Genomic DNA, 24,325 nt, shown 5'->3' on the forward strand with positions numbered 1-24,325 from the left:
ATCGCCTCAACCTGTTCGTTGTATTGAACGAGACTCGACCGCAGCCGTCAACCATTTTTCGCCAACAAATCTTTGTTGGCGACGACAACGCCGTCCGCATCAGCGTACACGTACGCCCCTGGCTCCCAGCGGACGCCGCCAAACTCGAGCGCAACGTCGCGTGAGCCTTTTCCCTCTTTTTTGCTTTTCACCGGGCATGTGCCGATCGCCATCACGCCAATCGGCATGGCGCCAATTTCCGCTGAATCGCGGATGCAGCCGTGGATGATGACGCCAGCAAGCCCCCTCTCGCAAGCGATTTGCGCCAGCCGGTCGCCTAATAGCGCGACGCGGCGCGAGCCTTTTCCATCGACCACGAGCACCGTCCCCGGCGGCACCGTCTCCAGCGCTTCTCGGACAAGGACGTTGTCTTCAAACACATCGACCGTCGCAATCGGCCCGGAAAACGCCCGCTTTCCGCCGTACGATTGGAACGGCAACTCGCATACTTGCAACTCGTCAAGAAATTGGTCGCATAAATCAGCAGTTTTCACCATCATTCCTCTCCCTTCGTTTTTTTTACATTCGCCTCCATTCGTCAAAATCCTGCCGTCGTGATGATTTTTTAGCAGCCATCCTTTCTTTGATTTCAAATCACCAAGACATAACGGCGCAAAACTGCTTTTCATACGAAAAAACGGCCTCATGCCGAAATGGCAGAGACCGTTTTTGCCAGCCAAAAGCCGATCCGCCCTAGCCGGCTCATTTAGCTGGGCTAGCTGGATTCGAACCAGCGCATCACGGAGTCAAAGTCCGTTGCCTTACCACTTGGCTATAGCCCAACGTGTTTGTCGTCATTCACAGTATGCAGCATAGTGGCTTCCTTTATACGTAAAAACGAATATCGTTTTGCATCAAGTGGAAAAATACGGATAAGCATTCACGTTCCGCACGTTTTACCATCTCTTCATCTTGTCTTCACAACCGTTTCATTCCAATAAGGTATGCTGGAAACAGAAAGGGGGGATGACGTTGCATCGAATATGGCTTTATGTCTCATTCTTGGTATGGTTGCCGCTAGGCTTAGCCTCCTCTGCTGCTCCACAACAGCCGTCTGTCACCCGCGAGCCGATCATCATCGCCCATCGCGGTGCTTCCGGACATGCACCGGAGCATACACTTGCCTCCTACCGGCTTGCCGCCCGCATGCACGCTGATTATATTGAGGTTGACGTGCGCATGACGAAAGACGGAAAACTCATCGCCATGCATGATGCAACACTCGCCCGAACGACGAATGCCGAAACCGTCTACCCTCGCCGTTCTCCGTGGCAGGTTGGCGATTTTTCACTCGCCGAGCTGAAGCGTCTTGATGCCGGCTCCTGGTTTGGTAAGCGCTTTGCCGGCGAATCGATCCCGACACTTGAGGACATCATACACACGCTGAAATCAGAACGAATCGACGCCCCGTTGTATATTGAACTAAAGCAGCCCGGCATCGAAAAATCGGTCGTACAGCTATTGCAAAAACACCATTATTTACAGCGCGGCCGCATCATGTTTCAATCGTTTCACCCCGAGAGTTTGCAGACGCTAAGGCCGCTCATCCCAAATGGCATTCCGCTCATTCAGCTCATTGGAGAACGCGAGACGGCTCGTATAAGCCCGAACGAGCTGCTAGAGCAGGTCGCCGTCTATGCCGATGGCGTTGGCTTGCCGCTTTCACTCGCCAATCAAGAGTGGGTGGATGCCGCTCATAGCCGCGGGCTCATCGTGCATGTCTACACGGTGAACAACCCACACGATTTGGCACGTCTATGCTCCATCGGCGTTGACGGCTTGTTCACCGACTACCCGGACCGCCCCGCCCGCATTGCTGCTTGCCACCAGCCGCCCCGTGGTTAACAGATAGTTGGGCGGCTCCTCTTTTGTTAACATAATATAATTACGGTTTATTTGATTAAAAGCATTTCTCCTTTCATTTATCATCAAAAAAGCAGATCGATGTAGCCGATTGCTGATGACACAAACGGCCTATTTACGATCACAATAGACCACCGCCATCCGCAAGGTAATGTTTGCGGATGGTTGTACAAGCCGTTCAGCTTTGCCACATCAAACACCCTCGGCTGGTTAGCGAGCGGATTTAAAAATGAAAAAAAGCGGACCGTCCACGGCCCGCCTTTTTGCGAAACGCTTTTTCACAAGCAGCATGCTTTATCTGCCTTCCGTCACCGTTTCGGAAACTGAAATGACAGCTTCTTATCGTTTTCATCCCACACTAGGACAGCGTCAAACGTTTTTCCACCTTTTTTGAATCCTTTGATGACATTCGTTTTGCCCTTCGCAAGCAGCTTTTTCATATTCGCCGCCGAAATCGACTTGCCGAGAATACGTTTTGAGACCGTAAACGAGCAGCTCGTTTTCACATATTGGTCACAGCCGTATAACGTTCCTTTGTCAACGACGGTTCCGCCGCAAAGCGGACAGCGCCCGAGCGGTTCACCAACCGTTTTTTTCGTTTTCGTCCGCTGGATCGAAGCGGTGTCAAGCCCGCTGAAATTCCAGCTTGGCGCAGCGGCGATGGCATCAGCAACCACTTTTTGCGCCAGCTTTTTCGCCTGTTCCATAAACGCGGCGGAGGAGGCCGCTCCTTCACCAATTTCGCTTAAACGCTGTTCCCATTTTGCCGTCATTTCCGGTGAAGCGAGAATCGTGCCACCGAGCGCCTCGATCAATACTTTGGCCTTGTCCGTCGCATACACAAGGTTGTTTTTCACCTCGATATACTTCCGCTCTTTCAGCATCGTAATGATCGCCGCCCTTGTCGCCTCTGTGCCGAGCCCTTCCGTTTTGGCGAGCACTTTTTCAAGCGCTTCATCATCTAAAAACTTCCCGGCTGTTTTCATGAGCGTAATGAGTTGCCCTTCCGTATACCGTTTCGGAGGTTCCGTTTTTCCTTCTTTTACTTGGATGTCCGCCACTTCGCCGGCTTCACCTTGGCAGAGTAGCGGAAGCACCGTTTCCTTTTCCTCCTCATGCGGGCGAATGACAGCGCGCCATCCTTCCTCAATGACTTGTCTTCCTTTTGTGATGAAACGAGCACGTCCATCAACAAGCGTCGCCACCGTTGTATAATCGATAACCGCCGCCTGGTGATGGGCGGCGATGAGTCGGCGGACGATCAAATCATACACTTTCCGCTCATCGGCCGACAGCTTTTCTGGGTCAACGACTTGTTCGGTCGGAATGATGGCATAATGGTCAGTCACTTTCTTTTCATTTACATAACGTTTGTTATGTAAAATCGAAGGCTGCGGCAGCGGAAAATACGAAGCGTACGCTGAAAACGCCGACAGCTTTTGTAAAATAGCCGGGAACGTTTCCGCCTCTCCCCTGGTCACATGCATCGAATCAGAGCGTGGATACGAGACGATTCCTTTTTGATAGAGCGACTGCAACACATCGAGCGTTTTTTTGGGGGAAAAGCGATAGAGTTTGTTCGCTGTCGCCTGCAGTGTCGACAGGTTGAACAACAGCGGCGGTTGGAACGTTTTCCGATCCGTACGGACGTCGGCGACTACCGCCTGCTTCCCCCGACAGAAAGCGGCGATGTTTTTTGCCATCGCTTCGTCCTTGAGACGCGTTTGCCCGTTTTCATCTATCCATTTTCCTTCATACTGCTTATCGCCGATGACAAACGAAGCGACCACTTCCCAAAACGGCTCAGGGCGAAACTGTTCAATTTCCCGCTCACGCCGGACAATTAAGGCCAATGTCGGCGTTTGCACGCGCCCAACGGAGAACACATCGTTCATCCCCCGCTCCTTAAGCAACAGGCTGTAGGCTCGTGAAGCGTTCATGCCGACGAGCCAATCCGCGCAGGCGCGGGCGTACGCTTCCTCATACAATGGACGCGTCGTCCGCTCGTCGAGCAAGCGGCGAAACCCTTCTTCAATCGCTTTCGGGGTCAATGACGACAGCCAAAGCCGCTTCATCGGTTTATTGACGCCGCTCAGGCGGATGATGTTGCGCACAATGAGCTCCCCTTCACGCCCGGCGTCGCCGGCATGAATGATTTCCTTCACTTCCGGCTTCCGCAGCAGTTCTTTCACGACTTTGAACTGCTTTGCTTTCGCTTTTTCCACTTCGTATTCAAATCGTTCTGGAATGATGGGCAGCGCCTTCAACGTCCACCGCTTCCATTCCGAGCGATACCGCTCAGGCGGCGCAAGCTGGCAAAGATGGCCGATCGCCCATGTCATGTACGCTCCGTCCGGAAACAAGTCGTTTGGCAAAATTTCGATATAACCTTGCCGTTTTTTCGTGCGAAAAATGGAGGCGAGTGTTGCCCCTTGATCTGGTTTTTCTGCAATAATGACTTTCATCGACTTCTCTCCTTACGGTACATCATGCCCCATCGAACTTTGCAAAATGGCGAACCATTGCTCACGGGACAACGAGAAAGATAATGCTCGCACCGCCCGCTCGATTCGTTCTTGTTTCCCTGAGCCGACAATCGGCATCATCCGCGCCGGATGGGCGAAAAGCCACGCGTACAGCACTTCATCGATCGTCTCGGCGCCGAGCTCACCCCGCACTTGTTCTAAGGTGGCGCGCAACCGCACCGCTCGGTCATCATCAGCGGAAAAGATCGCTCCACCGGCGAGCGGCGACCAGACCATTGGCGGCATTCGCTTCTCCAAGCAAAGATCAACCGTGCCGTCTTCAAGATTTTCCAGCCGGTACGCTGATACTTCAATTTGATTGGTAACGAGCGGAAATGGTAAATACGACTCGAGCATTGAAAGCTGTGAACGCTTAAAGTTCGAGACGCCGAAATAACGCACTTTTCCGTCTGCCTTTAGCTGGCAAAACGCCTCAGCCACCTCTTCCGGATTCATGAACGGATCCGGGCGATGGATGAGCAAGACATCGATATAATCGGTACGAAAATTCCGCAGCGATTGCTCGACCGAGGCGATGATATGATCTTTGCTTGTATCGTACAATTTCATCCCATACTTCGATGGCAGCTTAATGCCGCATTTCGTCACGATCTCAATCTGACTGCGCAAACTTGGTTTTAATGTCAGCGCATCGCCAAAACGTGATTCGCACGTGTAGTTGCCATAAATATCGGCATGGTCAAATGTGGTGATGCCACGCTCAAGGCAAAACTCAATTAATGAAAGCAGCTGCCTGGCCGAATAGCCCCAGTCGGCGAGCCGCCAGCAGCCGTAAATGACGCGGGAAAAAGACAAGTTGTCCGCTAACTGAACTCGTTCCATCATCCTCTTCCTTTCTTCTTTTTTGGCTAAAACGTTCCTGTTTGCACATACTACAGACGAGAGGAAAAAAACGGAAAGGACGTGATCATATGAAGCGCCGGCTCGTCTCGCTGTTGGCGATGCTTCTTTTGGCCATTCCATGGCCAACGTCGGCCGCTGACACGGCATACGAATGGAATTTAGCCGACATTTATCCGTCCGAAGCGGAATGGATGCGCGACTATCAAGCGGTAAACAACGCTTTACCGAAACTGGCAGCCTTTGAAGGAAAACTTAACGATGCCAAAACGATCGCCAAGCTGTTCGCCTTGAATGAACAAACGGCCCGCAAGCTTGAAAAACTGTCGCTTTATGCCCATTTAAAACGCGACCTCAACATTAAAGACAAAACAGCCGCCCAGCTTGAGGCAAAAGTGAAAGCGCTCGCCACTCAATATGCGGAAAAGACCGCATTTATCGAGCCGGAGCTGCTCGCCCTTCCGGAGCAGACGCTCAAAAAGCTCCAAAACAGCAAGCCGCTCAAGGCCTATCGCTATTACTTCACCGAACTGCGCGAACAAAAGCCGCATACGCTCACAAAACGTGAGGAACGACTGCTCGCCAAACTGGCGCCGGCTCTTGGCGAAGCGGAAAACATTTACGACCACGCTTCTCGCGGCGATTACGAGCCGCCGTCTGTCCGCATGCCGGACGGAAAAACAGTGACACTGACGGATCATAACTATGCCACCCTCCTTCAGCATCCGGACCGCCGTTACCGGAAAGCCGCGTTTGAAGCAAAAGCCAAAAGCTACGAGGCGCTTGAACAGACGGCTGCAGCGACGCTATACGCATCCGTTAAAGCGGATGAGCTGTATGCCGAAATTCGCCGCTATCCATCCGGCCTAGACGCTGCACTCGCTGCTGACGATGTGCCAAAGAAAGTGTTTGACAACTTGATCACTGCCGTCCATCGCCACTTGCCAACGCTTCATCGTTATATTGAGTTGCGAAAACAGGCGCTCGGCCTCGACCGTGTCCATAGCTACGACTTATATGTGCCGCTCGCTGGTAAAACAGAGGAATCCATCCCTGTGGAGACGGCAAAAACCCTCTTATTGGAAGGGCTCCGACCGCTTGGTGACGACTATATCGAGCATGTACACCGAGCGTTTACGGAACGATGGCTTGATGTTTACCCGCGCCCAAAAAAATATACCGGCGGCTACAATACGGGAGCGTATGACACCCATCCGTTCATCTTGCTTAATTACAACGGATCGCTTGACAGCGTGTTGACGATGGCACATGAGCTCGGGCACGCCATGCATTCCGTGTACACGAACCGCACACAGCCGTACCATTATTCCGGCCATTCGATTTTCACCGCAGAAGTGGCATCCACTGCCAATGAATGGCTGATGCTTGATTATTTGTACAAACAAGCGAAAACAAAAGAGGAAAAGTTCCGCCTGCTCATCGAACAGATCGAGCAAATTCGCGGCACGTTGTACACGCAAGTGATGTATTCTGAATTTGAACGGGTGATCCATGATAAAGTGCGTCAAGGCGGCAGCTTGACGGCAGATGAACTCAACCATCTTTGGCTGGAGTTGCTGAAAACGTATTACGGTCCGGCATACGCCGCCGATCCGGGAGCCGCACGCGGCTGGCTGCGCATCCCCCATTTTTATGACGCGTTTTATGTATACAAATATGCGACCTCCCTCGCCGCCTCATATGCCATCGTCAGTGACATCAAAGCCGACAAAAGCGGCGAGGCGTTGAAGCGGTACAAACAGTTTTTGCGATCCGGCACGTCAGACGATCCGCTTCGCCTGCTCAAGCGAGCTGGTGTCGATATGACAAGCTCCGAACCAGTCGAGCGTGTCTTGCGTCATTTCGCTAAGCTCGTTGACGAACTGGACAAGCAGCTACAAGCTCAAAAAACACAGCCGTGATGTGGAAAAGTGCCCCGCTTCAACGCGGGACACTTTTTTCCTTGACAACCCTTTCATCTTAGCTATTTTCAGCTCGGGGCTTGTTCTAGTGACAGCCAAACGCTTTGTTGTCGGCACGTTCCACTCCTGGCACTATGTAAGCATACACCTTGTTCTATTTTGACAGCTTTGAAACTGGTGTGGTTGCTTACTCGTTTGCAGATGAGTGCCCAATCTTTTCTTTTACTTTACGAATGTTTTCCATCTTATTGTCCCAGCACGCTTGGCTCAAATCGACGGGATATTGCTCCGGGTTGAGCGTTCGTTTGTATTCCTCCCAAAATAAACGTAAACTCTCCTTCGCATATGCCTGAATGTCCGGAAGCGGCGGCGATGTGTAAACGAGTTTGCCGTTGTCAAAAATCGTTTCATGCAAGTCGCGCGCTTCAAAATTCGTGACGAATTTGCTGATGAATGTGTACACCGGATGGAACATTTTCAGCCGCTCTTCTTGCTGCGGGTTTTCGCTTTCTAAGGCAATGTAATCGCCCTCTGCTTTATGATTGATTTTATTGACGATGCGATACACCCGCTTTAGCCCCGGCGTCGTCACTTTTTCTGGATTGCCGCTGATTTTGATCGTATCGACCATCTCACCGGCTTCGTTTTCAATCGCTACGATTTTATATACCGCACCTAACGCCGGCTGGTCGTATGCCGTGATCAGCTTCGTGCCGATCCCCCACACGTCGATTTTCGCCCCTTGCGATTTCAAGTTTAAAATCGTATCTTCATCCAAATCGTTCGAAGCAAAAATTTTCGCGTTCGGGAACCCAGCCTCATCAAGCATTTTCCGCGCTTCTTTTGATAAATAAGCCAAATCGCCGCTGTCAATGCGAATGCCGATGAAATTGATCTTATCACCAAGCTCTTTAGCGACGCGAATGGCGTTCGGCACCCCGGATTTTAACGTATCGTACGTATCAACAAGAAATACGCAGTCTTTATGGCGGCGTGCATATTTGTAAAATGCTACGTATTCGTCTTGATACGCTTGAATCATGGAATGAGCGTGCGTCCCGGCGACTGGAATGCCAAACAGCTTCCCGGCCCGCACGTTCGATGTCGCTTCAATCCCGCCGATATACGCCGCGCGCGCACCCCAAAGAGCAGCGTCCATCTCCTGCGCCCGGCGGCTGCCAAACTCCAATGCTGGTTCGTCCCCGAGAATATGCTTAATGCGCGACGCTTTCGTAGCGATGAGCGTCTGGAAATTGATGATGTTTAAAATGGCTGTTTCAATGAGCTGCGCCTCCGCAAGCGGTGCTTCAATGCGCATAATTGGCTCGTTGGCAAAGACGATTTCTCCTTCCTTCATCGAACGAACCGTACCAGTAAAGCGAAGCGTCCGCAAATAGTCCAAAAAATCGTCGCGGTAACCAAGCTCATTGCGCAAATAATTGATATCGCTGTCGGAAAAACGGAATCCTTGCAAAAACTGTATCACGCGCTCAAGCCCGGCAAAGACGGCATAGCCGTTGCCAAACGGCAACTTGCGAAAAAACACCTCAAACACGGCCCGGCGCTCGTGTATCCCGTCTTCCCAATATGTTTCAACCATATTAATTTGATATAAGTCCGTATGGAGCATCAAACTGTCGTCTGCATATGTTCCACCCATTTTTGCAACCTCCAACAACCAAATGAACACGCCACCGGATGAAAAAGAATGTCCACGGTCTATTCTACCATGTTTCGACCATTATTCCACTATTTCTGCGCCTAGCGCATGGCGAAAATGCCGAAGCGCCCACTCGTGCCCGGCCGCATCAAAGCTCGCGACCGCCCGCCGATAAACGACGATGCGAAATCCTTTGTTGTATGCATCAACCGCCGTATGAAGGACGCAAATATCGGTGCAGCACCCGACCAAATGCACTTCCGTGATGCCTCTCTCGCGCAACTTCAGCTCTAAGTCGGTTCCGGCGAACGCGCTGTAGCGCGTTTTATCCATCCAATACACATTCTTCTTATGCTTATTCGCTTGGTACAACGTCTCTAGCTCCCCATACAGCTTCCGTCCTTTCGTCCCCTCGATATTATGCGGCGGAAACAGCTTTGTCTCCGGATGATAATGGTCTTCTTCCGTATGCTTGTCAATGGCAAAAACGACAAAGTCGCCATGGTCAATAAACTGTTTCGTTACCCGCACAAGCTCGTCCTCAATCACTTGTCCCGGCTTCCCGCATGTGAGCGCACCGTCATCGGCAATGAAATCAACGGTGTAGTCGATGTTAATCAGTGCTTTCCCCATTTTGCATCACTCCCCCTTTTTTTCTTCTCCTGTATCCAAGCAGTCAACATCCGAGCAAACGGAATCTCCCGAACAGAGCACCTCTTGCTCTGAGTTGAACATGTCTAGTTTTTGAAAAATTCTATTCTCTTTTCCTTTCCAAATGTGAATATTTTGGACAGGAAGAGATACGGCTTCGTTGCGATGTTTCCATCTCGGCCGCGTCCTTTTTAGCGTTTTCTATATTATATCACAACAGTAAAAGCGTTTTCTTGCCTGAGAGCCCAACTGCGCGTATGATGGGCCTGCAACTAGAAAAATAAAAAACGATCCTCCTTTCCCTTTTCATCCGAAAAGCGAAGCGGAGGATCGTTTCATTTCATTGTCGTTAGCTGTTTTCTGCCGTTTTGGCTGCTTTCAGCTGGCTGCGCAACATAAGCGATTGGATGATCGAGAAGCAACCGCCGACAACCCAATAGAGTGACAGCGCCGACGGAACGGAGCTAGCACCGATAAAAATCATCACTGGCATGATGTAGGACATCATTGCCATTTGCGGCATTTGTTCTTCAGTCATGGATGGCGACAGGCGAAGCGAGAGAAATGTCGTCAATGCCGCCAAAATCGGCAAAATGAAATACGGATCGCGATGGCCGAGTTCGACCCATAAGAACGAATGGGTTTTGATTTCCTGCGTCCGCGAAATCGCATAATAAAGCGCCATAAAAATCGGCATTTGGATAAGTACCGGCAGGCAACCGCTCGCCGGATTGATCCCATGCTTTTGGTACAGTTGAACCATCTCTTGCTGGAGCTTGCGTTGTGTTTCTGGGTCTTTGCTTTTATATTTTTCTTGCAGTTTCAACAGCTCCGGGCGCAGCTTTTGCATAGCAATCGAGGTGCGGAACTGCTTCAAAATAAGCGGCAGCAAACAAAAACGGACAATGAGCGTCAACACGATAATGGCAATGCCGTAGTTGTCGCCAAACCAATGGCCAAACGTCAACAACAGCTTGGACATCGGATAGACAAAGTAATGATTCCAAATCCCTTGGCTATGTTCGTCGATCGGTTCATTCGAGCTGCAGCCAGAAAGAAGCAAGGCAACACTAAGCAACACTACTAACCATTTTTTCATGAAAAGCCCTCCTTGATCATGTCAAAAAATCATGTCGTTTCATCAAGAAAAGGGCCTTCCATCCTCATCGGTCCGGTTCGTCCGTTCGCGAATGGGGATTTTCCGTCGCTGCGGCAAAAACAGCGGACGTGATGGAAGCGCAACGAAACCCGTAGCTGCTCCTGCCCGATACTCGCGAACCGTAGTCCATGCCGATTCGTAAGATAACGATTTCGTCACCCGGTGTATGCCCATATAGCCTTTAACGATGACAAACAGCACACCAACAAGTGACATGTACCAAAGCAGCTCGATCGGCGCTTCCATGCATTCCCCTCCTTTCCGCCTGACGATTCTCTTCTTCTCATAACAATACCAAACTTTCTTTTAAAAGAAAAGCAATGATCCATCACATTTGTTTCATTCGATGAAACGCCGGCTCCTCAGCCGCTAACGCAGCAAACTCTCCACTCTCATCGGCCGCCCACACGGCATCGAGCTCTTGCTTCGCCTCATCGAAACGCCCAAGAAGTGAAAGATAGCGAGCGCGCTCGTAACGAAGGTGGATATCTTCCGACACATGAGCATGCCGTTCAATGGTCGCAAGCGCCTGATTGAGATGCCCCATTTCCTCGTAAATAGCGGCCAACTGCAGGTGCCATTCTGTATCTTCAACATACCAATGGGCGCAATGCTCCCAAAGCGCTGCCGCTTCAGCGTAGCGGCCGGTCTCCATATATTGTTCGCTAAGCAACATAAATGCTTCGCGAGCAAGCGGCTCCTCAGCAACGATCACCTGCAATTGCCGCTCGGCTTTCTCCTGTTGTCCGCTCTTGAGCCAAATGACCGCCTGCCATGTGAGCAATTCCAAATCATCCGGTTCGTCCGTGAGCAATCGATCAAGCCATGACTGTGCTTCTTGCCGTTTTCGAACATCATCAGCCGCCAATAAGTATTCTACAAATTCACGCGCCAACGAAGGATCCCAAACGTTAGCAAGCGCTTTGCGCCACATTTTGACAGCATCGCCCTCCAGCTCGGCAGCCGCATAAAGGCGGGCGAGCTGCCCATAGGCTTCGTGATGGCCGCGGTCGAGACGGATCGCTTCCTCATACAAATCCATGGCGATCGAAAGCACAGAAACTCTTCCAACCCATTGTTTCGCTTTTGTCCACCAGCGCGCCCCCGCCTCGTTTTCGTTCCGCTCTCCTTCCAAATACGGAAGGAGAGCGGCGGCCGCATTTCGATAAACAACACTTTTTTCTTGACGATCGATGGTTAGCCGCTCCAACCGATGGCGAAGCTTTCCTAAACCGCGCATGGTTTTCGGAAAAAGAGCGACATATGCCGAATACAACGATTCATCGTCAGGATGATGCATCATCAATCGTTCGAATAACTCGATCGCCTCTTTCGTACGGCCTTCTTGGTGAAGCACATTCGCGTAATGGCGAAGCGCTTCACGGTGATCCGGCTCAAGAGCAAGTGCTTTCTCGACGGCCATCTTTTCTTGATCTTCGCGCCCAAGCGCCCCGTATACATACCCGAGGCTGTCATAATACCATACATCCCCGGCCAGACGGCGGGCATCGGCTAACGCTTGAAGCAACACAGATGGCTCGAGGAGCGCCGCTAACGATTCGATATCTGCACGCAGCGGGGCAAGCCGGACCGCCTCAAGCAAATGCGCGTGCTGCTGCTCTTCATTTCCTTCCATCTCGTATAGCGCGGCCAGACGAAAATGGCAAAAGGCAAACGACGGATCGGCATCCAAACACGATTCATAATGCTGTTTTGCCTCTTCGTAGCGGCCGAGGGCGCTGCACAGCTCCGCCAACCGGTATAATGAAAGCGGATGGCCCATGGCAGCGGCTTTTCGATAAACTGCCATCGCCTTGGACGGCCGGCTTTGCCGCTCGTAAAGGACACCGAGGGCCGAATGAGCCGGAGCTAGGCCGGGACGAGCGGCAATGAGCTGTTCCAAAAACGTCCGGCCGCGCTCTCGAAGAGCTGGCGTTGTCAGCTGGTCAATGTAAAACTCGTACACTTCTTCGATATCAAATTCGGCGAGGCGAAGCCCGTTCTCAAGCCATGAGAGCGCCAGTTGTTTTCCCTCCGCCTCATTGGCAACCCCATGGACCAATAGCCACTTGCCGGCGTTTAGCCAATATTCGCTATCATCGGCAAAACGAGTGCGCTGTTCCATCACGTGCCGTTTCGCCGCTTCAACGTTTCCGCGCTCCATCAGGGCAGATGCCAGCCCAAGATGGGCAAACACGTCGTTGTCATCGTGACGAATGGCTTTTTCGTAGCATGAGGCGGCCTGTTCCACCTCCCCTTCGTCCATATAAGCGTCGCCGAGTCGAACGTAAAGCGGCGCCAACCGTTCCGCGGCCGCGAGCCCTTCTTTGAGCACTGCTTTCGCCTGTTCCCGTTTACCATCGTCATCATACAAGTCAGCAAGCATGACATACGGGTACGGCTCCCGCGGATCGAGCGCCTTGGCAACACGAAAGCCGCGCTCGGCCTTACGCCGGTGGCCAAGCTCCAGATCACAGCGGGCGCGCTCATACCAAAGATGAGCGTCGCGCCGCTCGCGGCGCACGAGGTGATCAAACCATTTGCGCGCTTCAGCCAAACGCTTCGCGTGGAACAACAACAAGCCATGGTTCGTTTCGATAAACAGATCGCCCGGGTGCAAATGGACAGCGATGCGTGAACAAACCAGCCCCCTTTCAGTATAGCCAGCATATGCCGAAGCGAGCGCCGTGTAGCTCCACACTTCCGGCTGATCCGGATCAAGCTGAAGCGAAGCGCGAAAATGGCGGACCGCTTCTTCATAGCGGCTCATAAAAAAGGCAATGCGTCCGCGCAAGTAATGGTACAGTGGGCTTTGCCTTTTTCCTTTTGCCTGTTTCAGCGCCTGTTCCGCCCGCTCCATTTCTTGTATATAAACATAAGCTTTCGCTGTTACTAGCAATAAATCGTTATGCTCGGGATATCGTTCCAAAACCCGCTCAGCATAGTCAAGCACAAGCGTCTTCGCCTCATCACTGCCAAAATGTTTGACCGTATATAGCCATGTGTACGGAATATGCTCATGCTGGCGCAAAAAAGCAACAAACGCATCGAAATACGCCTGTTCATCTTCATCCATCTTTTCCGCAAAGGCATGCAGTTCCCGGAAATAACGGTCTTCCTCAATAGGAAGCTCCGCAGCAAGGGCAACTTTTTCCCGGGGAAGCGCAACAATCGACAAATAATGCGTCCCGGCGTACCATTTTTCGAGCTCTTCTTCTGGAACGACAAAGGGTTCGAATACGTTTGGATCTTGCACGTAAAACGCCCCGAGCCGCTCATCATAGCCAAACAACACTTGTACGTGCGACGACTGCTCGTAATCAACGCTCAAGAGCACTGGAATCCCTTCATCAATGAGCCGCTTCCAGTGCGGTGGTGAACCGATGAAAAAGCGGCAAACAAACCCGAGCTTCTCCAAATAATGAACCGTCGTTGATAATTTAGAACCACGCACATCAAAAATATGCTCCGCCACTTCATCTTGCGTCCGGGGAGAACCGAGCAAGCGAAGCATCATTTCTAAACTCGCCGGCACACAATAGTTATGCTTTTGAACAACTGAAACAAGCGGCAGCACGACCGCCCGCTCCCTTTGCCGCCCAAGCGCGCGGGCGTACGGCGTTTTCTCAAGCCTCGGCTCGGCTCTCACCAACGACTCAAGCTTCTCCCATTCCTCTAGCTGATAATACAGTTCTGCGCGCACATGGGCGAAATAACGGCGATGCATATGAAGTGGATTCAAGCGGTCAAGCTCTTCCATCGCCGTGAGCGCCTCACGGTAGGCGCGCACATCACGCAAGCGGCGCACGCGTTCCGCGTAAAACGACAACACTTGCGGGAAACGCCGTCTTCCTTCCTCAAGAACGGCCAACGCCTCGTGATGACAGCCATCAAGCGCATACAGGTCAGCCAGAAGCAAATAGCACATATCGCCGCGCTCCGAGTCGTCCAGCCCGGAGCGGATCACTTGTTCCGCTCGCTTCCGGTCGCCGGTTTCGATATAAAAATAGCCCCATTTGTCATGGATCGACACCGTCTCATAACGGGAGACCACATTCATCCATTCACGTGCCTCATCGACTCGCCGCATATCCAACAAGGCGCGCACTAACGTAAACGCCGCCCGGGCGATTGCTTCGTCGGGCTCGTCGGTCTTGCCTTGAAGCGCTTTGGCAAGGCGCGGTAGGAGCGCCTCTTCAACATCAAGTGGCCGGCGGTTCTCAAGCCATTCATCACACACCCAAGCCAACGTCTGCAATGTGTTCAACTTGCGGTGGACGTAGCGGGCGATAAGCCCGCTATGGCGGTACATAAGCGCATAATCAAACAGCCGGATGAGCACCCGGAACGGTTCGATGCTGTCCCATGACGCCAACAGTGACCGCCATCCAAACAATCCGACCTTTTCTAACTGTGGCCGCACTTCAGCGAGGGCGTCTACAATTCGTTTTTCTTCAACGAGCGATGCGATATGTTCAATATGGTTCATGCAACAAAAACTCCTTTATCATGTTCCGGCAAAAAGCTGCCTCCTTAAGGAATATGTAGGTTGCGGGCGGTAGGAGATGAATGTCAATCGATATCATTGAAACCGCTGATGTTTCGAACAAATACATGATCCTACCTGCGCACATTGTTCTTCGAAATAAGAGAAAATAGAGGATAAGAAGCCATCTTGTTCTTCTCTCTTCCCCTTCTACTTTAGTAATAAGTTTAGAACAAGCCACCTAAAACAACCATATATTTTTTTAGAAAAATAACGACAAAGAAACAAGAAATGACCCACCCTGTTTTCGACAGAATGGGTCGCAAGCAGACACATGCATCATCGCGAACGGAAAAGATCTCCCCTTCTCAGCGTGAGCGTAGACGGGAGAGCGTTCAAGCATGTTTGGCGAAAAACTGAAGTGACCGTTCGATAATCGTTTGCTGATCATAATCTAATGTTGCTACATGGTAGCTGTTGTGAAGACGGACGATCTCTTTCTCTGACGATTGAACGCCTTGAAAAATGATATCGGCATTCCCAGGCGGCACAACATGGTCTTCATCGGAAACGAAAATCAACGCCGGGCACGTAATGCGTCCAAGCTCTTCTTTCACATGCTCCATCAATTGAGCCAGCTGAAGGAGCGATGCAGTTGGCGTTTTCTCGTATGATAATTCTTTCACATCTGGATTTTTCAAATCTGAACCGATCGAGTCAAGATACCTCGGCACCTCGCCCCCACCCGTCATCCCAGCGGCGATGGCCGGAATATCGACAGCGGCGTTAATCGGTACGATGCCGCAAATCTCCGGGTGCTGTTCCGCCAAATAAAGCGTGAGCGTCCCACCCATCGACAGCCCGGTGACAAAAATGGTTTGGCATCGTTGTTTCAGCCATTCATATCCTTCCTCGACCGAGGCAATCCAATCGTGGAACGTCGTTCGTTCCATGTCTTCGTAGTGCGTCCCATGCCCCTTTAAGCGCGGCAAGCAAACGGTATAACCGGCTTGGGCATACGCTTCAGCAAGCGGACGCATGCTGTGTGGCGTGCCCGTGAACCCGTGCGACAACAGCACCCCGACCGGCCCGTTTTCAGCGTAAAACGGCTCTGCGCCGGGAAGTACAGGATATCGTTCTTTCATCGTGTCCTCTCCCTTATCTGTCTTTTTCATCCATATACATTCGCCGCCCCCATCTCCATTTCCTTTTTCAACCTCTCACCAAATGAATAAAATCGATTGCCACCACTCGCGGAACAATCCGTTGGCCACGAAATAAACGAAGCCGGTTAAGGCAGCGTAAACCAACACTTTTTCCATCCCTTTTCCCGTCCGATAAAGCGGCACTTTCCACCGCTTCGAAGAAAACGGCCAAAACAAAGGCACCCCTTGGACAGAAAAAAAGTCTTCAATAATATGAAACAAATAGCCAAGCACGATCCCGGCGGCGAACGGCGACGATGAGTCGCGCCACACGAGGGCAGCAAGCACGCCCCAGACGATGAACGAATGCGTCATGCCACGATGGCCAAATGCTTCTTTGACTTTACTTGCGACGCCAAACGAACGGCGTCCGACATACGACGACGGCTCGTCAATATCAGGAAGAAGGCTGCCGATGACAAGACCAGCCGTATAGGCAGCAGTAAACGGAAGCGCCGTATACGTGGATACCGACGCCCCGAGGCATAATGAAACGATCACATGACTCGAATACCGCAACGAACATCCCCTCAAACTTCCTTGTTTTTCCCATTATACCATAACAAAGAATATTTGTTCGCTTCTTTGACGAATTTGTGACAATGCGACCAAATGTGACAAAATTAACATCGCGTTATTGACATCATGGCTATAGTTAAAAGTACAAAACGCTAATTAAGGAGTGAACAAAATGAAGCGAAGACGATCTCCACTCGCTAACCGTTTCAAATATATTCGTCCGATCGAGCGTCAAGCCGATGGACATAGCGAAGTAACCTACGGCGACCGCGCCTGGGAAGATGCATACCGCCGACGCTGGCAGCACGACAAAGTCGTCCGTTCAACTCATGGCGTCAACTGTACTGGGTCATGCAGTTGGAACATTTACGTCAAAAACGGCATTGTCACGTGGGAAGGACAGCAGCTCGACTATCCGTCGACCGGACCGGATATGCCAGACTTTGAACCACGCGGCTGCCCGCGCGGCGCGAGCTTCTCATGGTATATGTACAGCCCGCTGCGCGTCAAATACCCGTATGTTCGCGGCATCTTGCTTGACATGTGGCGTGAGGCGCTTACCTATTACCCAAACAATCCGCTAAAAGCGTGGAAAAGCATCGTCGAAGACCGGGAAAAAGCAAAGCGCTACAAACAGGCGCGCGGGAAAGGTGGATTCGTGCGCGTCAGCTGGGACGAAGCATTGACGCTTGTCGCTGCTTCCTTATTATATACGGTCGTAAAATACGGCCCAGATCGCAATGTCGGCTTCTCTCCGATCCCAGCGATGTCGATGGTCAGTCATGCCGCTGGGTCACGGTTTATGCAACTGATGGGCGGACCGATGTTAAGCTTCTATGATTGGTACGCCGATTTGCCGCCGGCATCGCCGCAAATTTGGGGCGATCAAACGGACGTGCCGGAATCAAGCGACTGGTACAATGCCGGTTACATCATCACGTGGGGCTCAAATGTCCCGCTCACCCGGACGCCGGACGCTCACTTTTTAGCTGAAGTGCGCTACCGCGGCACGAAAGTTGTGTCCGTCAGCCCTGATTACGCCGAGTCGACGAAATTTGCCGATGATTGGCTGTCGGTGAAACAAGGAACGGACGGCGCTTTGGCTATGGCAATGGGGCACGTCATTTTAAACGAATATTATGTCAAACGGACTATCCCGTACTTTGAACAATATGCAAAAACGTACACCGATTTTCCGTTTATCGTCACTTTAAAACAAGACGGCGGTGCATGGACGGCCGGCCGCTTCTTGTTGGCCAAAGATCTTGGCAAACATACCGAAAATGCTGAATGGAAGCCGGTTATCTACGACGAGAACACCGACTCGTTTGCCGTGCCGAACGGAACGATCGGCACGCGCTGGGAAGACAAAGGAAAATGGAACTTGCGTCTTGTTGATGAGGAAACAGAACAGCCGCTTGAGCCACGCCTGTCGTTTTTAGGGAGCGAAGATGAAGTCATCTCGATTCAGCTTCCATATTTCACCGCTGACGGCGGAAAAACGATCGAACGCGCGGTTCCAGTGAAAAAAGTGCAAACCGTAACGGGAGACGTTTACGTCACGACCGTCTATGACTTGATTTTGGCCAACTATGGCATCGACCGCGGCATCGGCGGCACAGTCGCCCGTTCGTACGATGACGATGTGCCGTTCACCCCGGCATGGCAAGAAGCCATCACCGGCGTCAAGCGCGAACTTGTCGTGAAAATCGCCCGCGAGTTTGCTGACAATGCGATCGACACGAACGGCCGGTCGATGATCATCGTCGGTGCTGGCATTAACCATTGGTTTAACTCGGATACGATTTATCGCGCTGTGCTGAACCTTGTCTTGTTCGTCGGCGCCCAAGGGGTCAACGGCGGCGGTTGGGCCCATTACGTCGGGCAAGAGAAACTGCGCCCAGCGGAAGGATGGCAGACGATCGCCACCGCTCGCGACTGGGTTGGACCGGCAAAATTGCAAAACGGCACGTCGTTCTTCTACTTTGCGACTGACCAATGGCGCTATGAAGAGCGGCCAATCGATGAACTCATCTCGCCGTTGGCTAAAAAAGCGCGCTATTCGCACCCTGGCGATTACAATGTTTTGGCCGCCCGGCTCGGCTGGCTGCCGTCGTACCCGACGTTTAACAAAAATGGCATCGAGCTGTATAACGAAGCAGTAAGCCATGGAGCTCGCACGCCGGAAGAGATCGGCGCCTATGTCGCGAAACAGCTGAAAAATAAAGAATTGCAGTTTGCTATCGAAGATCCGGATCATGAAGCGAACTTCCCGCGCAACTTGATCGTTTGGCGCGCTAACTTAATCTCAAGCTCCGGCAAAGGGCATGAATATTTCTTAAAACATTTGCTTGGCACGACGAACGGCTTGTTAAACGATGACCGCGACAGCCTGCGCCCGGAAGAAATCCGCTGGCGCGATGAAGCGCCGGAAGGCAAGCTCGATCTGCTTGTCAACTTGGACTTCCGCATGGCCGGCACAGCGCTCTACTCCGATGTCGTCCTGCCGGCAGCGACATGGTATGAAAAACATGACTTAAGCAGCACGGATATGCATCCGTTCGTCCATCCGTTCAATCCAGCCGTGCCTCCGCTCTGGGAAGCACGCTCGGACTGGGATATTTTCAAATCACTCGCTAAAGCCGTATCTGATGTCGCCAAACAAGCCGGCTTGAAGCCGATGAAAGAAGTCGTCGCCACCCCGCTTTTGCACGATACGGCGCAAGAACTGGCGCAGCCGTTTGGTGAAGTGAAAGACTGGAGCAAAGGCGAGATCGAACCGATTCCGGGCAAAACAATGCCGAACATTCACGTCATTGAACGCGACTATACCCTTCTTTACGACCAAATGACCGCTTTAGGTCCGAATGTCGCCCGCCAGCCGATCGGTACAAAAGGGATCGCCTGGACGGCGAAAGACGAATACGAACAGCTGAAACGCCGGCTTGGCACTGTCCGACGCGCTTCCATCGCCGATGGTTGCCCGGACATTAGCGAAGCGAAAAAAGCAGCTGAAGCGATTTTGACGCTGTCGTCGACCACAAACGGAAAAATGGCCGTCAAAGCATGGGAAGCGCTCGAGAAAAAGACGAATTTGGAGCTTGCTGACTTGGCGAAAGAACGCGAAGAAGAGTGCTTCACGTTTGAACAAATCACCGCTCAGCCGAAAACGGTCATCACTTCACCGGCCTTTAGCGGTTCGGAAAAAGGCGGACGGCGTTACTCGCCGTTTACGACGAACGTCGAACGGCTCATTCCGTGGCGGACACTGACCGGCAGACAGTCGTTTTACATCGACCATGAACTGATGCACGAGTTCGGTGAAACGATGGCAACGTTCAAGCCAGTCTTGCCGCACCGCCCATTCTCGAACAAACGGCCGACGGAAAACGGAAAAGAGGTCGTCTTAAACTATTTGACACCGCATAACAAATGGTCGATTCACAGCATGTATTTCGATTCGCTGCCAATGTTGACATTGTTCCGCGGCGGACCGACCGTCTGGATGAACAAAGACGACGCAGCCGAAGCCGGCATTACAGACAACGACTGGATCGAATGTTTCAACGAAAACGGCGTTGTCGTCGCCCGCGCCGTCGTCTCGCACCGTCTCCCGCGCGGCATGGCGTTTATGCACCACGCGCAAGACCGCCATATTAACGTGCCGGGCACGAAGCTGACGAACAACCGCGGCGGCACGCACAACAGCCCGACACGCATCCATGTGAAACCGACGCATATGATCGGCGGATACGCGCAGTTAAGCTACGGATTCAACTATTACGGACCGACGGGCAACCAACGCGACTTGTTCGTTGTCATCCGCAAATTAGAGGAGGTTGATTGGCTTGAAGATTAAAGCGCAAGTCGGCATGGTCATGAATTTGGATAAATGTATCGGCTGCCATACGTGCAGCGTCACATGCAAAAACACATGGACAAACCGGCCCGGCGCCGAATATATGTACTTTAACAACGTGGAAACAAAGCCGGGGATCGGCTATCCGAAACAGTGGGAAGATCAAGATAAATATAAAGGCGGCTGGGAATTAAAAGACGGCGAATTGCGGCTTAAATCCGGCCCGAAAGCCATGCGGCTCGTCAATTTGTTCTACAACCCGTACCAGCCGACGATCGACGATTACTACGAACCATGGAACTACGACTACGAAACGTTGACGAACAGCCCGCAAAAGCGGTATCAGCCGGTTGCCCGGCCGAAATCGGCCATCACCGGTGAATGGATGGAAGTATCGTGGGGACCGAACTGGGAAGACGACTTGGCCGGGGCCCATGTCACCGGCTTGCGCGACCCGAACGTTGTCAAAATGGAGCAGGCGATCCAAGCAGAATTCGAAGATGTCTTTATGATGTATTTGCCGCGCATTTGTGAACATTGTCTCAATCCGTCATGCGTATCGAGCTGCCCATCGGGCGCTATGTACAAACGCGACGAGGACGGCATCGTCCTCGTCGACCAAAACGCCTGCCGCGCTTGGCGATATTGCGTCACCAGCTGCCCGTACAAAAAAGTATATTTCAACTGGCAAACGAACAAAGCGGAAAAATGCACGCTCTGTTTCCCGCGCATCGAAGCCGGCTTGCCGACAATTTGCTCGGAAACATGTGTCGGCCGCATCCGTTACATCGGCGTCATGCTGTATGACGCGGATAAAGTGAAGGAAGCGGCGAGCGTCACAGATGAGAAACAGCTGTATCACGCCCAACTTGATATTTTCCTTGACCCAAACGATCCGACTGTCATCGCAGAAGCGAAAAAAGCCGGCATTCCGGACGAATGGATTGCAGCGGCGCAGCGCTCGCCGATTTACAAAATGATCGTTGACTGGAAAATCGCTTTGCCGCTGCACCCGGAATATCGGACACTGCCAATGGTATGGTACATTCCACCGTTAAGCCCGATCATGAATACGATCGAAGGAAAAGGAAGCGGCGCGAACGCCGATGACATCTTCCCAGCCATTGATGAAATGCGCATTCCGATCGAATATTTGGCGAATTTGCTGACGGCCGGCGATACAGCGCACATCCGCACGACATTGAAAAAAATGGCGGCGATGCGTTCGTACATGAGGGCGAAACAGACGAACAAACAGCCGGACATTCGTCTCATCGAGTCACTCGGCTTAAGCCATGAGGACATCGAAGAGATGTACCGCTTGCTCGCGATCGCCAAATACGAAGATCGCTTTGTCATCCCGGCGTCACACCGCGAGGAAGTAGCGGATCTCTACACCGAACAAGGCAGCTGTGGGCTCGCATTTGCCGGCGGTCCGGGCGCTTGCGGCACGCTTTGATGAGGGCGGGCTTCGCCCCCTTCCCCTCAAACAACGAAAATGGAGGATGCATGATGAACAGCGAACAACGGCAAACCATCTTTTTATGTGTGTCCTATTTGTTGTCCTATCCGGACGAACAGTGGGCTGAATCGCTTCCTGACTACTTGGAAGCCATCCGTTCGCTCGAAGATGAAACCGTCCGCACGCCGCTTTTGGCGGTTGCCGAGCAGCTTGCAGCCACTCCGGCTCGAGATCGGATGGAGCAATATGTCGAAACATTTGACTTCGGCAAAAAAACGAATTTGTATCTTACGTATATGACAAATGGTGAACAACGGGAGCGCGGAATCGAACTCGTCGCCTTAAAAGCACGTTACGAGGCGGCCGGATTCACCGTCTCCGAGCACGAACTGCCCGACTACTTGCCGCTTATGCTTGAATTTCTCGCCTATGCGGAGGAACCTCATGCCATCTCCTTGCTCGCCGATTATGCCGACCATATCCGCGAAATCGGCGAGCGGTTGGCAGCCGCGGGCAGCCCGTACGTACAGCTATTTGAAACGCTCAACCTTACCTTTACTCAACTCGGCGTCACGCCGATACCGAAAGGAAGTGCAACGGCATGGCTCGTCAATTTCTCTGGGTAATTGTTCCTTATTTGTCGCTTGTGCTCTTTATTGCTGGCCATATTTGGCGCTACCAACGCGACCAGTTCGGCTGGACATCAAAATCAAGCGAACTGCTCGAAAAACGGCAGTTGCGCCTTGGAAGCCTTCTCTTTCACTGGGGTATCTTGTTCGTTTTCGTCGGTCACGTGATGGGAATTCTCATTCCTGAATCATTTTATACAGCGTTAGGCATCACCGAAGAGATGTACCACGTCATCGCCTTGGCGGGCGGCATCCCAGCCGGCTTGGCCGCGCTCGTCGGTTTAGTGATCCTTTTCCGTCGCCGCCTCACGGTGAAACGTGTGCGGGCGACAAGCAGCACTGGTGACTGGGTGGCGCTCGGATTTTTAGCCATCGTCATCGCCAGCGGACTATCATCGACATTTCTGAACGTCGATTCGCACGGGTTTGACTACCGGACGACGATCGGCCCGTGGTTCCGTGGCCTTCTTACGTTCCGTCCGAACCCAGCCTATATGGAAACGGTGCCGCTTTGGTTTCAAATCCATATTCTCGCCGCGTTCGGCTTGTTCGCTTCGTGGCCATTCACCCGTCTCGTTCACGTGTTCAGCTTTCCGATCCGCTACTTGCAGCGCAGCTATGTCGTTTATCGCAAGCGAATGCCAAAACAAGCAGAACCGTTCAAACGCGCTCAATGAGCGAGCGGCGAGCTACACCAGGAACGCCAAACACGGCGATCATGGAGCAGGCGAGGACAAGTTGCCCTCGCCTTCTTATACGACTGCGGCTCTTCAACCTTGATAGCAGCTGAAATAAAGAAACATACGCGTTCATATCCCAACAATCATCCATCACCATCCGCCAACAAGATCACACCATGAATGAAATACAAACAAAAAACGGGATGCTCTCAATCAGGAGGCATCCCGTTTTCCATTCGTTACTCATTAATGCGCACAAACAGTTCCTCTTTCTCCTCGTCCGACAACAGCCGCTCGGCCATCGGGAAGAGCACATTTTCTTCTTTCATGAAATGCTCATCCAAAATATGATGCGCCTCAATGACCGCGCCAGCGAGCGTCAACGCCTGATCGGTGTCAACTTTCTCTGGCAGTTGGGCAGCTTTTTCTAAAAACATGGAAAGACGTGCTTTTGCCTGTTCGTGTTCGTATTCCATGACGGCGATTGGTCCGGTCGTCCGCCCGATGTACTCGGCCATCATCGGGAACAACACTCCCTCTTCCCGCTCTGAATGCGGATCTAAAACCGAGACGAACGATTCGACTTTTTCTCTCAATTCGGCGAGCGGCTCGCGCCAGTTGCGGTCATCTGCCCCTTGTCCGATCGCTTCCGCTGTAGCGAGTAGCTGCTCCATTTGGACGCGCAGCGGGCCGTGTTCCTGTTTTAATTGCGCCAAGCCAGCGCATAGCTTTACCCCTTCAGGGCCGCCCATATGACAAAATGAATGCATCAACGTTTCCCCCTTTTGATGATCTGTTCGTTGTC

General features: G+C 52.1%; 17 protein-coding genes and 1 tRNA gene. 6 read left to right on the top strand and 12 right to left on the bottom strand.

Going from position 1 to position 24,325, the window contains the following annotated elements:
• Nucleotides 1-47 precede the first annotated feature (47 nt).
• The gene (gene rraA, locus NSQ22_RS09630) at nucleotides 48-533 is read right to left on the bottom strand and encodes a ribonuclease E activity regulator RraA (RefSeq protein WP_008880144.1); all 486 of its coding nucleotides are present in this window, start codon (nucleotides 531-533) and stop codon (nucleotides 48-50) included.
• Nucleotides 534-749: 216 nt separating this feature from the next.
• Nucleotides 750-821, bottom strand: a tRNA-Gln gene (locus NSQ22_RS09635).
• A gap of 184 nt (nucleotides 822-1,005) precedes the next feature.
• Between NSQ22_RS09635 and NSQ22_RS09640 the strand changes: the two genes are divergently transcribed.
• Nucleotides 1,006-1,884, top strand: coding sequence for a glycerophosphodiester phosphodiesterase family protein (locus tag NSQ22_RS09640; RefSeq protein ID WP_339263357.1), 879 nt, complete (start codon nucleotides 1,006-1,008; stop codon nucleotides 1,882-1,884).
• Nucleotides 1,885-2,210: 326 nt separating this feature from the next.
• Here NSQ22_RS09640 and NSQ22_RS09645 read toward each other — a convergent pair whose 3' ends face one another.
• Together NSQ22_RS09645 and NSQ22_RS09650 are read right to left on the bottom strand one after the other, a co-directional pair.
• Nucleotides 2,211-4,367, bottom strand: a complete 2,157-nt coding sequence (locus NSQ22_RS09645) for a DNA topoisomerase III (RefSeq protein WP_008880142.1) — start codon at nucleotides 4,365-4,367, stop codon at nucleotides 2,211-2,213.
• Between the two features lie 12 nt (nucleotides 4,368-4,379).
• A complete protein-coding gene (locus NSQ22_RS09650) occupies nucleotides 4,380-5,270 on the bottom strand; it encodes an aldo/keto reductase family oxidoreductase (RefSeq protein ID WP_029761281.1) in 891 nt (296 codons plus the stop codon).
• An 89-nt stretch (nucleotides 5,271-5,359) separates the two neighbouring features.
• Here NSQ22_RS09650 and pepF point away from each other — a divergent pair, with 89 nt between their 5' ends.
• Nucleotides 5,360-7,210, top strand: coding sequence for an oligoendopeptidase F (pepF, locus tag NSQ22_RS09655; RefSeq protein WP_087960041.1), 1,851 nt, complete (start codon nucleotides 5,360-5,362; stop codon nucleotides 7,208-7,210).
• 187 nt (nucleotides 7,211-7,397) lie between these two features.
• Here pepF and NSQ22_RS09660 read toward each other — a convergent pair whose 3' ends face one another.
• The 7 genes from NSQ22_RS09660 to NSQ22_RS09690 all read right to left on the bottom strand — a co-directional run bounded on the left by NSQ22_RS09660 (nucleotide 7,398) and on the right by NSQ22_RS09690 (nucleotide 16,890).
• Entirely contained in the window at nucleotides 7,398-8,870 is a 1,473-nt protein-coding gene (locus NSQ22_RS09660; RefSeq protein WP_008880139.1) for a nicotinate phosphoribosyltransferase, read from the bottom strand.
• Nucleotides 8,871-8,951: 81 nt separating this feature from the next.
• On the bottom strand, nucleotides 8,952-9,503 hold the full coding sequence (locus tag NSQ22_RS09665; protein WP_011887485.1) for an isochorismatase family cysteine hydrolase: 552 nt from the start codon (nucleotides 9,501-9,503) through the stop codon (nucleotides 8,952-8,954).
• A 367-nt stretch (nucleotides 9,504-9,870) separates the two neighbouring features.
• On the bottom strand, nucleotides 9,871-10,620 hold the full coding sequence (yidC, locus tag NSQ22_RS09670; protein WP_008880137.1) for a membrane protein insertase YidC: 750 nt from the start codon (nucleotides 10,618-10,620) through the stop codon (nucleotides 9,871-9,873).
• A 42-nt stretch (nucleotides 10,621-10,662) separates the two neighbouring features.
• Nucleotides 10,663-10,926: a hypothetical protein gene (locus tag NSQ22_RS09675; RefSeq protein ID WP_008880136.1), complete on the bottom strand. Its 264-nt coding sequence runs from the start codon at nucleotides 10,924-10,926 to the stop codon at nucleotides 10,663-10,665.
• An 82-nt stretch (nucleotides 10,927-11,008) separates the two neighbouring features.
• Nucleotides 11,009-15,169: a tetratricopeptide repeat protein gene (locus NSQ22_RS09680; RefSeq protein ID WP_339263361.1), complete on the bottom strand. Its 4,161-nt coding sequence runs from the start codon at nucleotides 15,167-15,169 to the stop codon at nucleotides 11,009-11,011.
• A 392-nt stretch (nucleotides 15,170-15,561) separates the two neighbouring features.
• Nucleotides 15,562-16,311, bottom strand: a complete 750-nt coding sequence (locus NSQ22_RS09685) for an alpha/beta fold hydrolase (protein WP_011887488.1) — start codon at nucleotides 16,309-16,311, stop codon at nucleotides 15,562-15,564.
• A gap of 75 nt (nucleotides 16,312-16,386) precedes the next feature.
• The gene (locus NSQ22_RS09690) at nucleotides 16,387-16,890 is read right to left on the bottom strand and encodes a metal-dependent hydrolase (protein ID WP_008880133.1); all 504 of its coding nucleotides are present in this window, start codon (nucleotides 16,888-16,890) and stop codon (nucleotides 16,387-16,389) included.
• 172 nt (nucleotides 16,891-17,062) lie between these two features.
• Between NSQ22_RS09690 and NSQ22_RS09695 the strand changes: the two genes are divergently transcribed.
• From NSQ22_RS09695 to narI, 4 genes are read left to right on the top strand one after another with little or no spacing between them, the layout of a single operon-like run.
• Nucleotides 17,063-20,749 (top strand): nitrate reductase subunit alpha, encoded by a 3,687-nt coding sequence (locus tag NSQ22_RS09695; protein WP_011887489.1) that lies wholly within the window; start codon nucleotides 17,063-17,065, stop codon nucleotides 20,747-20,749.
• Entirely contained in the window at nucleotides 20,739-22,208 is a 1,470-nt protein-coding gene (gene narH, locus NSQ22_RS09700) for a nitrate reductase subunit beta (protein ID WP_029761275.1), read from the top strand. The genes NSQ22_RS09695 and narH overlap by 11 nt, the downstream gene beginning before the upstream one ends.
• A gap of 53 nt (nucleotides 22,209-22,261) precedes the next feature.
• Entirely contained in the window at nucleotides 22,262-22,837 is a 576-nt protein-coding gene (gene narJ / locus NSQ22_RS09705; protein ID WP_008880129.1) for a nitrate reductase molybdenum cofactor assembly chaperone, read from the top strand.
• Nucleotides 22,813-23,517 (top strand): respiratory nitrate reductase subunit gamma, encoded by a 705-nt coding sequence (gene narI / locus NSQ22_RS09710; RefSeq protein WP_008880128.1) that lies wholly within the window; start codon nucleotides 22,813-22,815, stop codon nucleotides 23,515-23,517. The genes narJ and narI overlap by 25 nt, the downstream gene beginning before the upstream one ends.
• A gap of 242 nt (nucleotides 23,518-23,759) precedes the next feature.
• Here the strand turns inward: narI and NSQ22_RS09715 are convergent, their stop codons facing one another.
• Entirely contained in the window at nucleotides 23,760-24,290 is a 531-nt protein-coding gene (locus tag NSQ22_RS09715; RefSeq protein WP_008880127.1) for a hemerythrin domain-containing protein, read from the bottom strand.
• Nucleotides 24,291-24,325: the final 35 nt, after the last annotated feature.

The organism is Geobacillus sp. FSL K6-3411, assembly GCF_037965715.1.
Lineage (GTDB): Bacteria > Bacillota > Bacilli > Bacillales > Anoxybacillaceae > Geobacillus > Geobacillus thermodenitrificans.

Excerpts from the sequence above, each read along its gene's own strand:
- NSQ22_RS09680 (WP_339263361.1), bottom strand. The coding sequence starts at position 15,169 with ATGAACCATATTGAACATATCGCATCGCTCGTTGAAGAAAAACGAATT.
- NSQ22_RS09660 (WP_008880139.1), bottom strand. The coding sequence starts at position 8,870 with ATGGGTGGAACATATGCAGACGACAGTTTGATGCTCCATACGGACTTA.
- NSQ22_RS09650 (WP_029761281.1), bottom strand. The coding sequence starts at position 5,270 with ATGGAACGAGTTCAGTTAGCGGACAACTTGTCTTTTTCCCGCGTCATT.
- narI (WP_008880128.1), top strand. The coding sequence starts at position 22,813 with ATGGCTCGTCAATTTCTCTGGGTAATTGTTCCTTATTTGTCGCTTGTG.
- NSQ22_RS09645 (WP_008880142.1), bottom strand. The coding sequence starts at position 4,367 with ATGAAAGTCATTATTGCAGAAAAACCAGATCAAGGGGCAACACTCGCC.
- yidC (WP_008880137.1), bottom strand. The coding sequence starts at position 10,620 with ATGAAAAAATGGTTAGTAGTGTTGCTTAGTGTTGCCTTGCTTCTTTCT.
- NSQ22_RS09695 (WP_011887489.1), top strand. The coding sequence starts at position 17,063 with ATGAAGCGAAGACGATCTCCACTCGCTAACCGTTTCAAATATATTCGT.
- NSQ22_RS09685 (WP_011887488.1), bottom strand. The coding sequence starts at position 16,311 with ATGAAAGAACGATATCCTGTACTTCCCGGCGCAGAGCCGTTTTACGCT.
- pepF (WP_087960041.1), top strand. The coding sequence starts at position 5,360 with ATGAAGCGCCGGCTCGTCTCGCTGTTGGCGATGCTTCTTTTGGCCATT.
- NSQ22_RS09665 (WP_011887485.1), bottom strand. The coding sequence starts at position 9,503 with ATGGGGAAAGCACTGATTAACATCGACTACACCGTTGATTTCATTGCC.
- NSQ22_RS09675 (WP_008880136.1), bottom strand. The coding sequence starts at position 10,926 with ATGGAAGCGCCGATCGAGCTGCTTTGGTACATGTCACTTGTTGGTGTG.
- NSQ22_RS09640 (WP_339263357.1), top strand. The coding sequence starts at position 1,006 with ATGACGTTGCATCGAATATGGCTTTATGTCTCATTCTTGGTATGGTTG.
- narJ (WP_008880129.1), top strand. The coding sequence starts at position 22,262 with ATGAACAGCGAACAACGGCAAACCATCTTTTTATGTGTGTCCTATTTG.
- NSQ22_RS09715 (WP_008880127.1), bottom strand. The coding sequence starts at position 24,290 with ATGCATTCATTTTGTCATATGGGCGGCCCTGAAGGGGTAAAGCTATGC.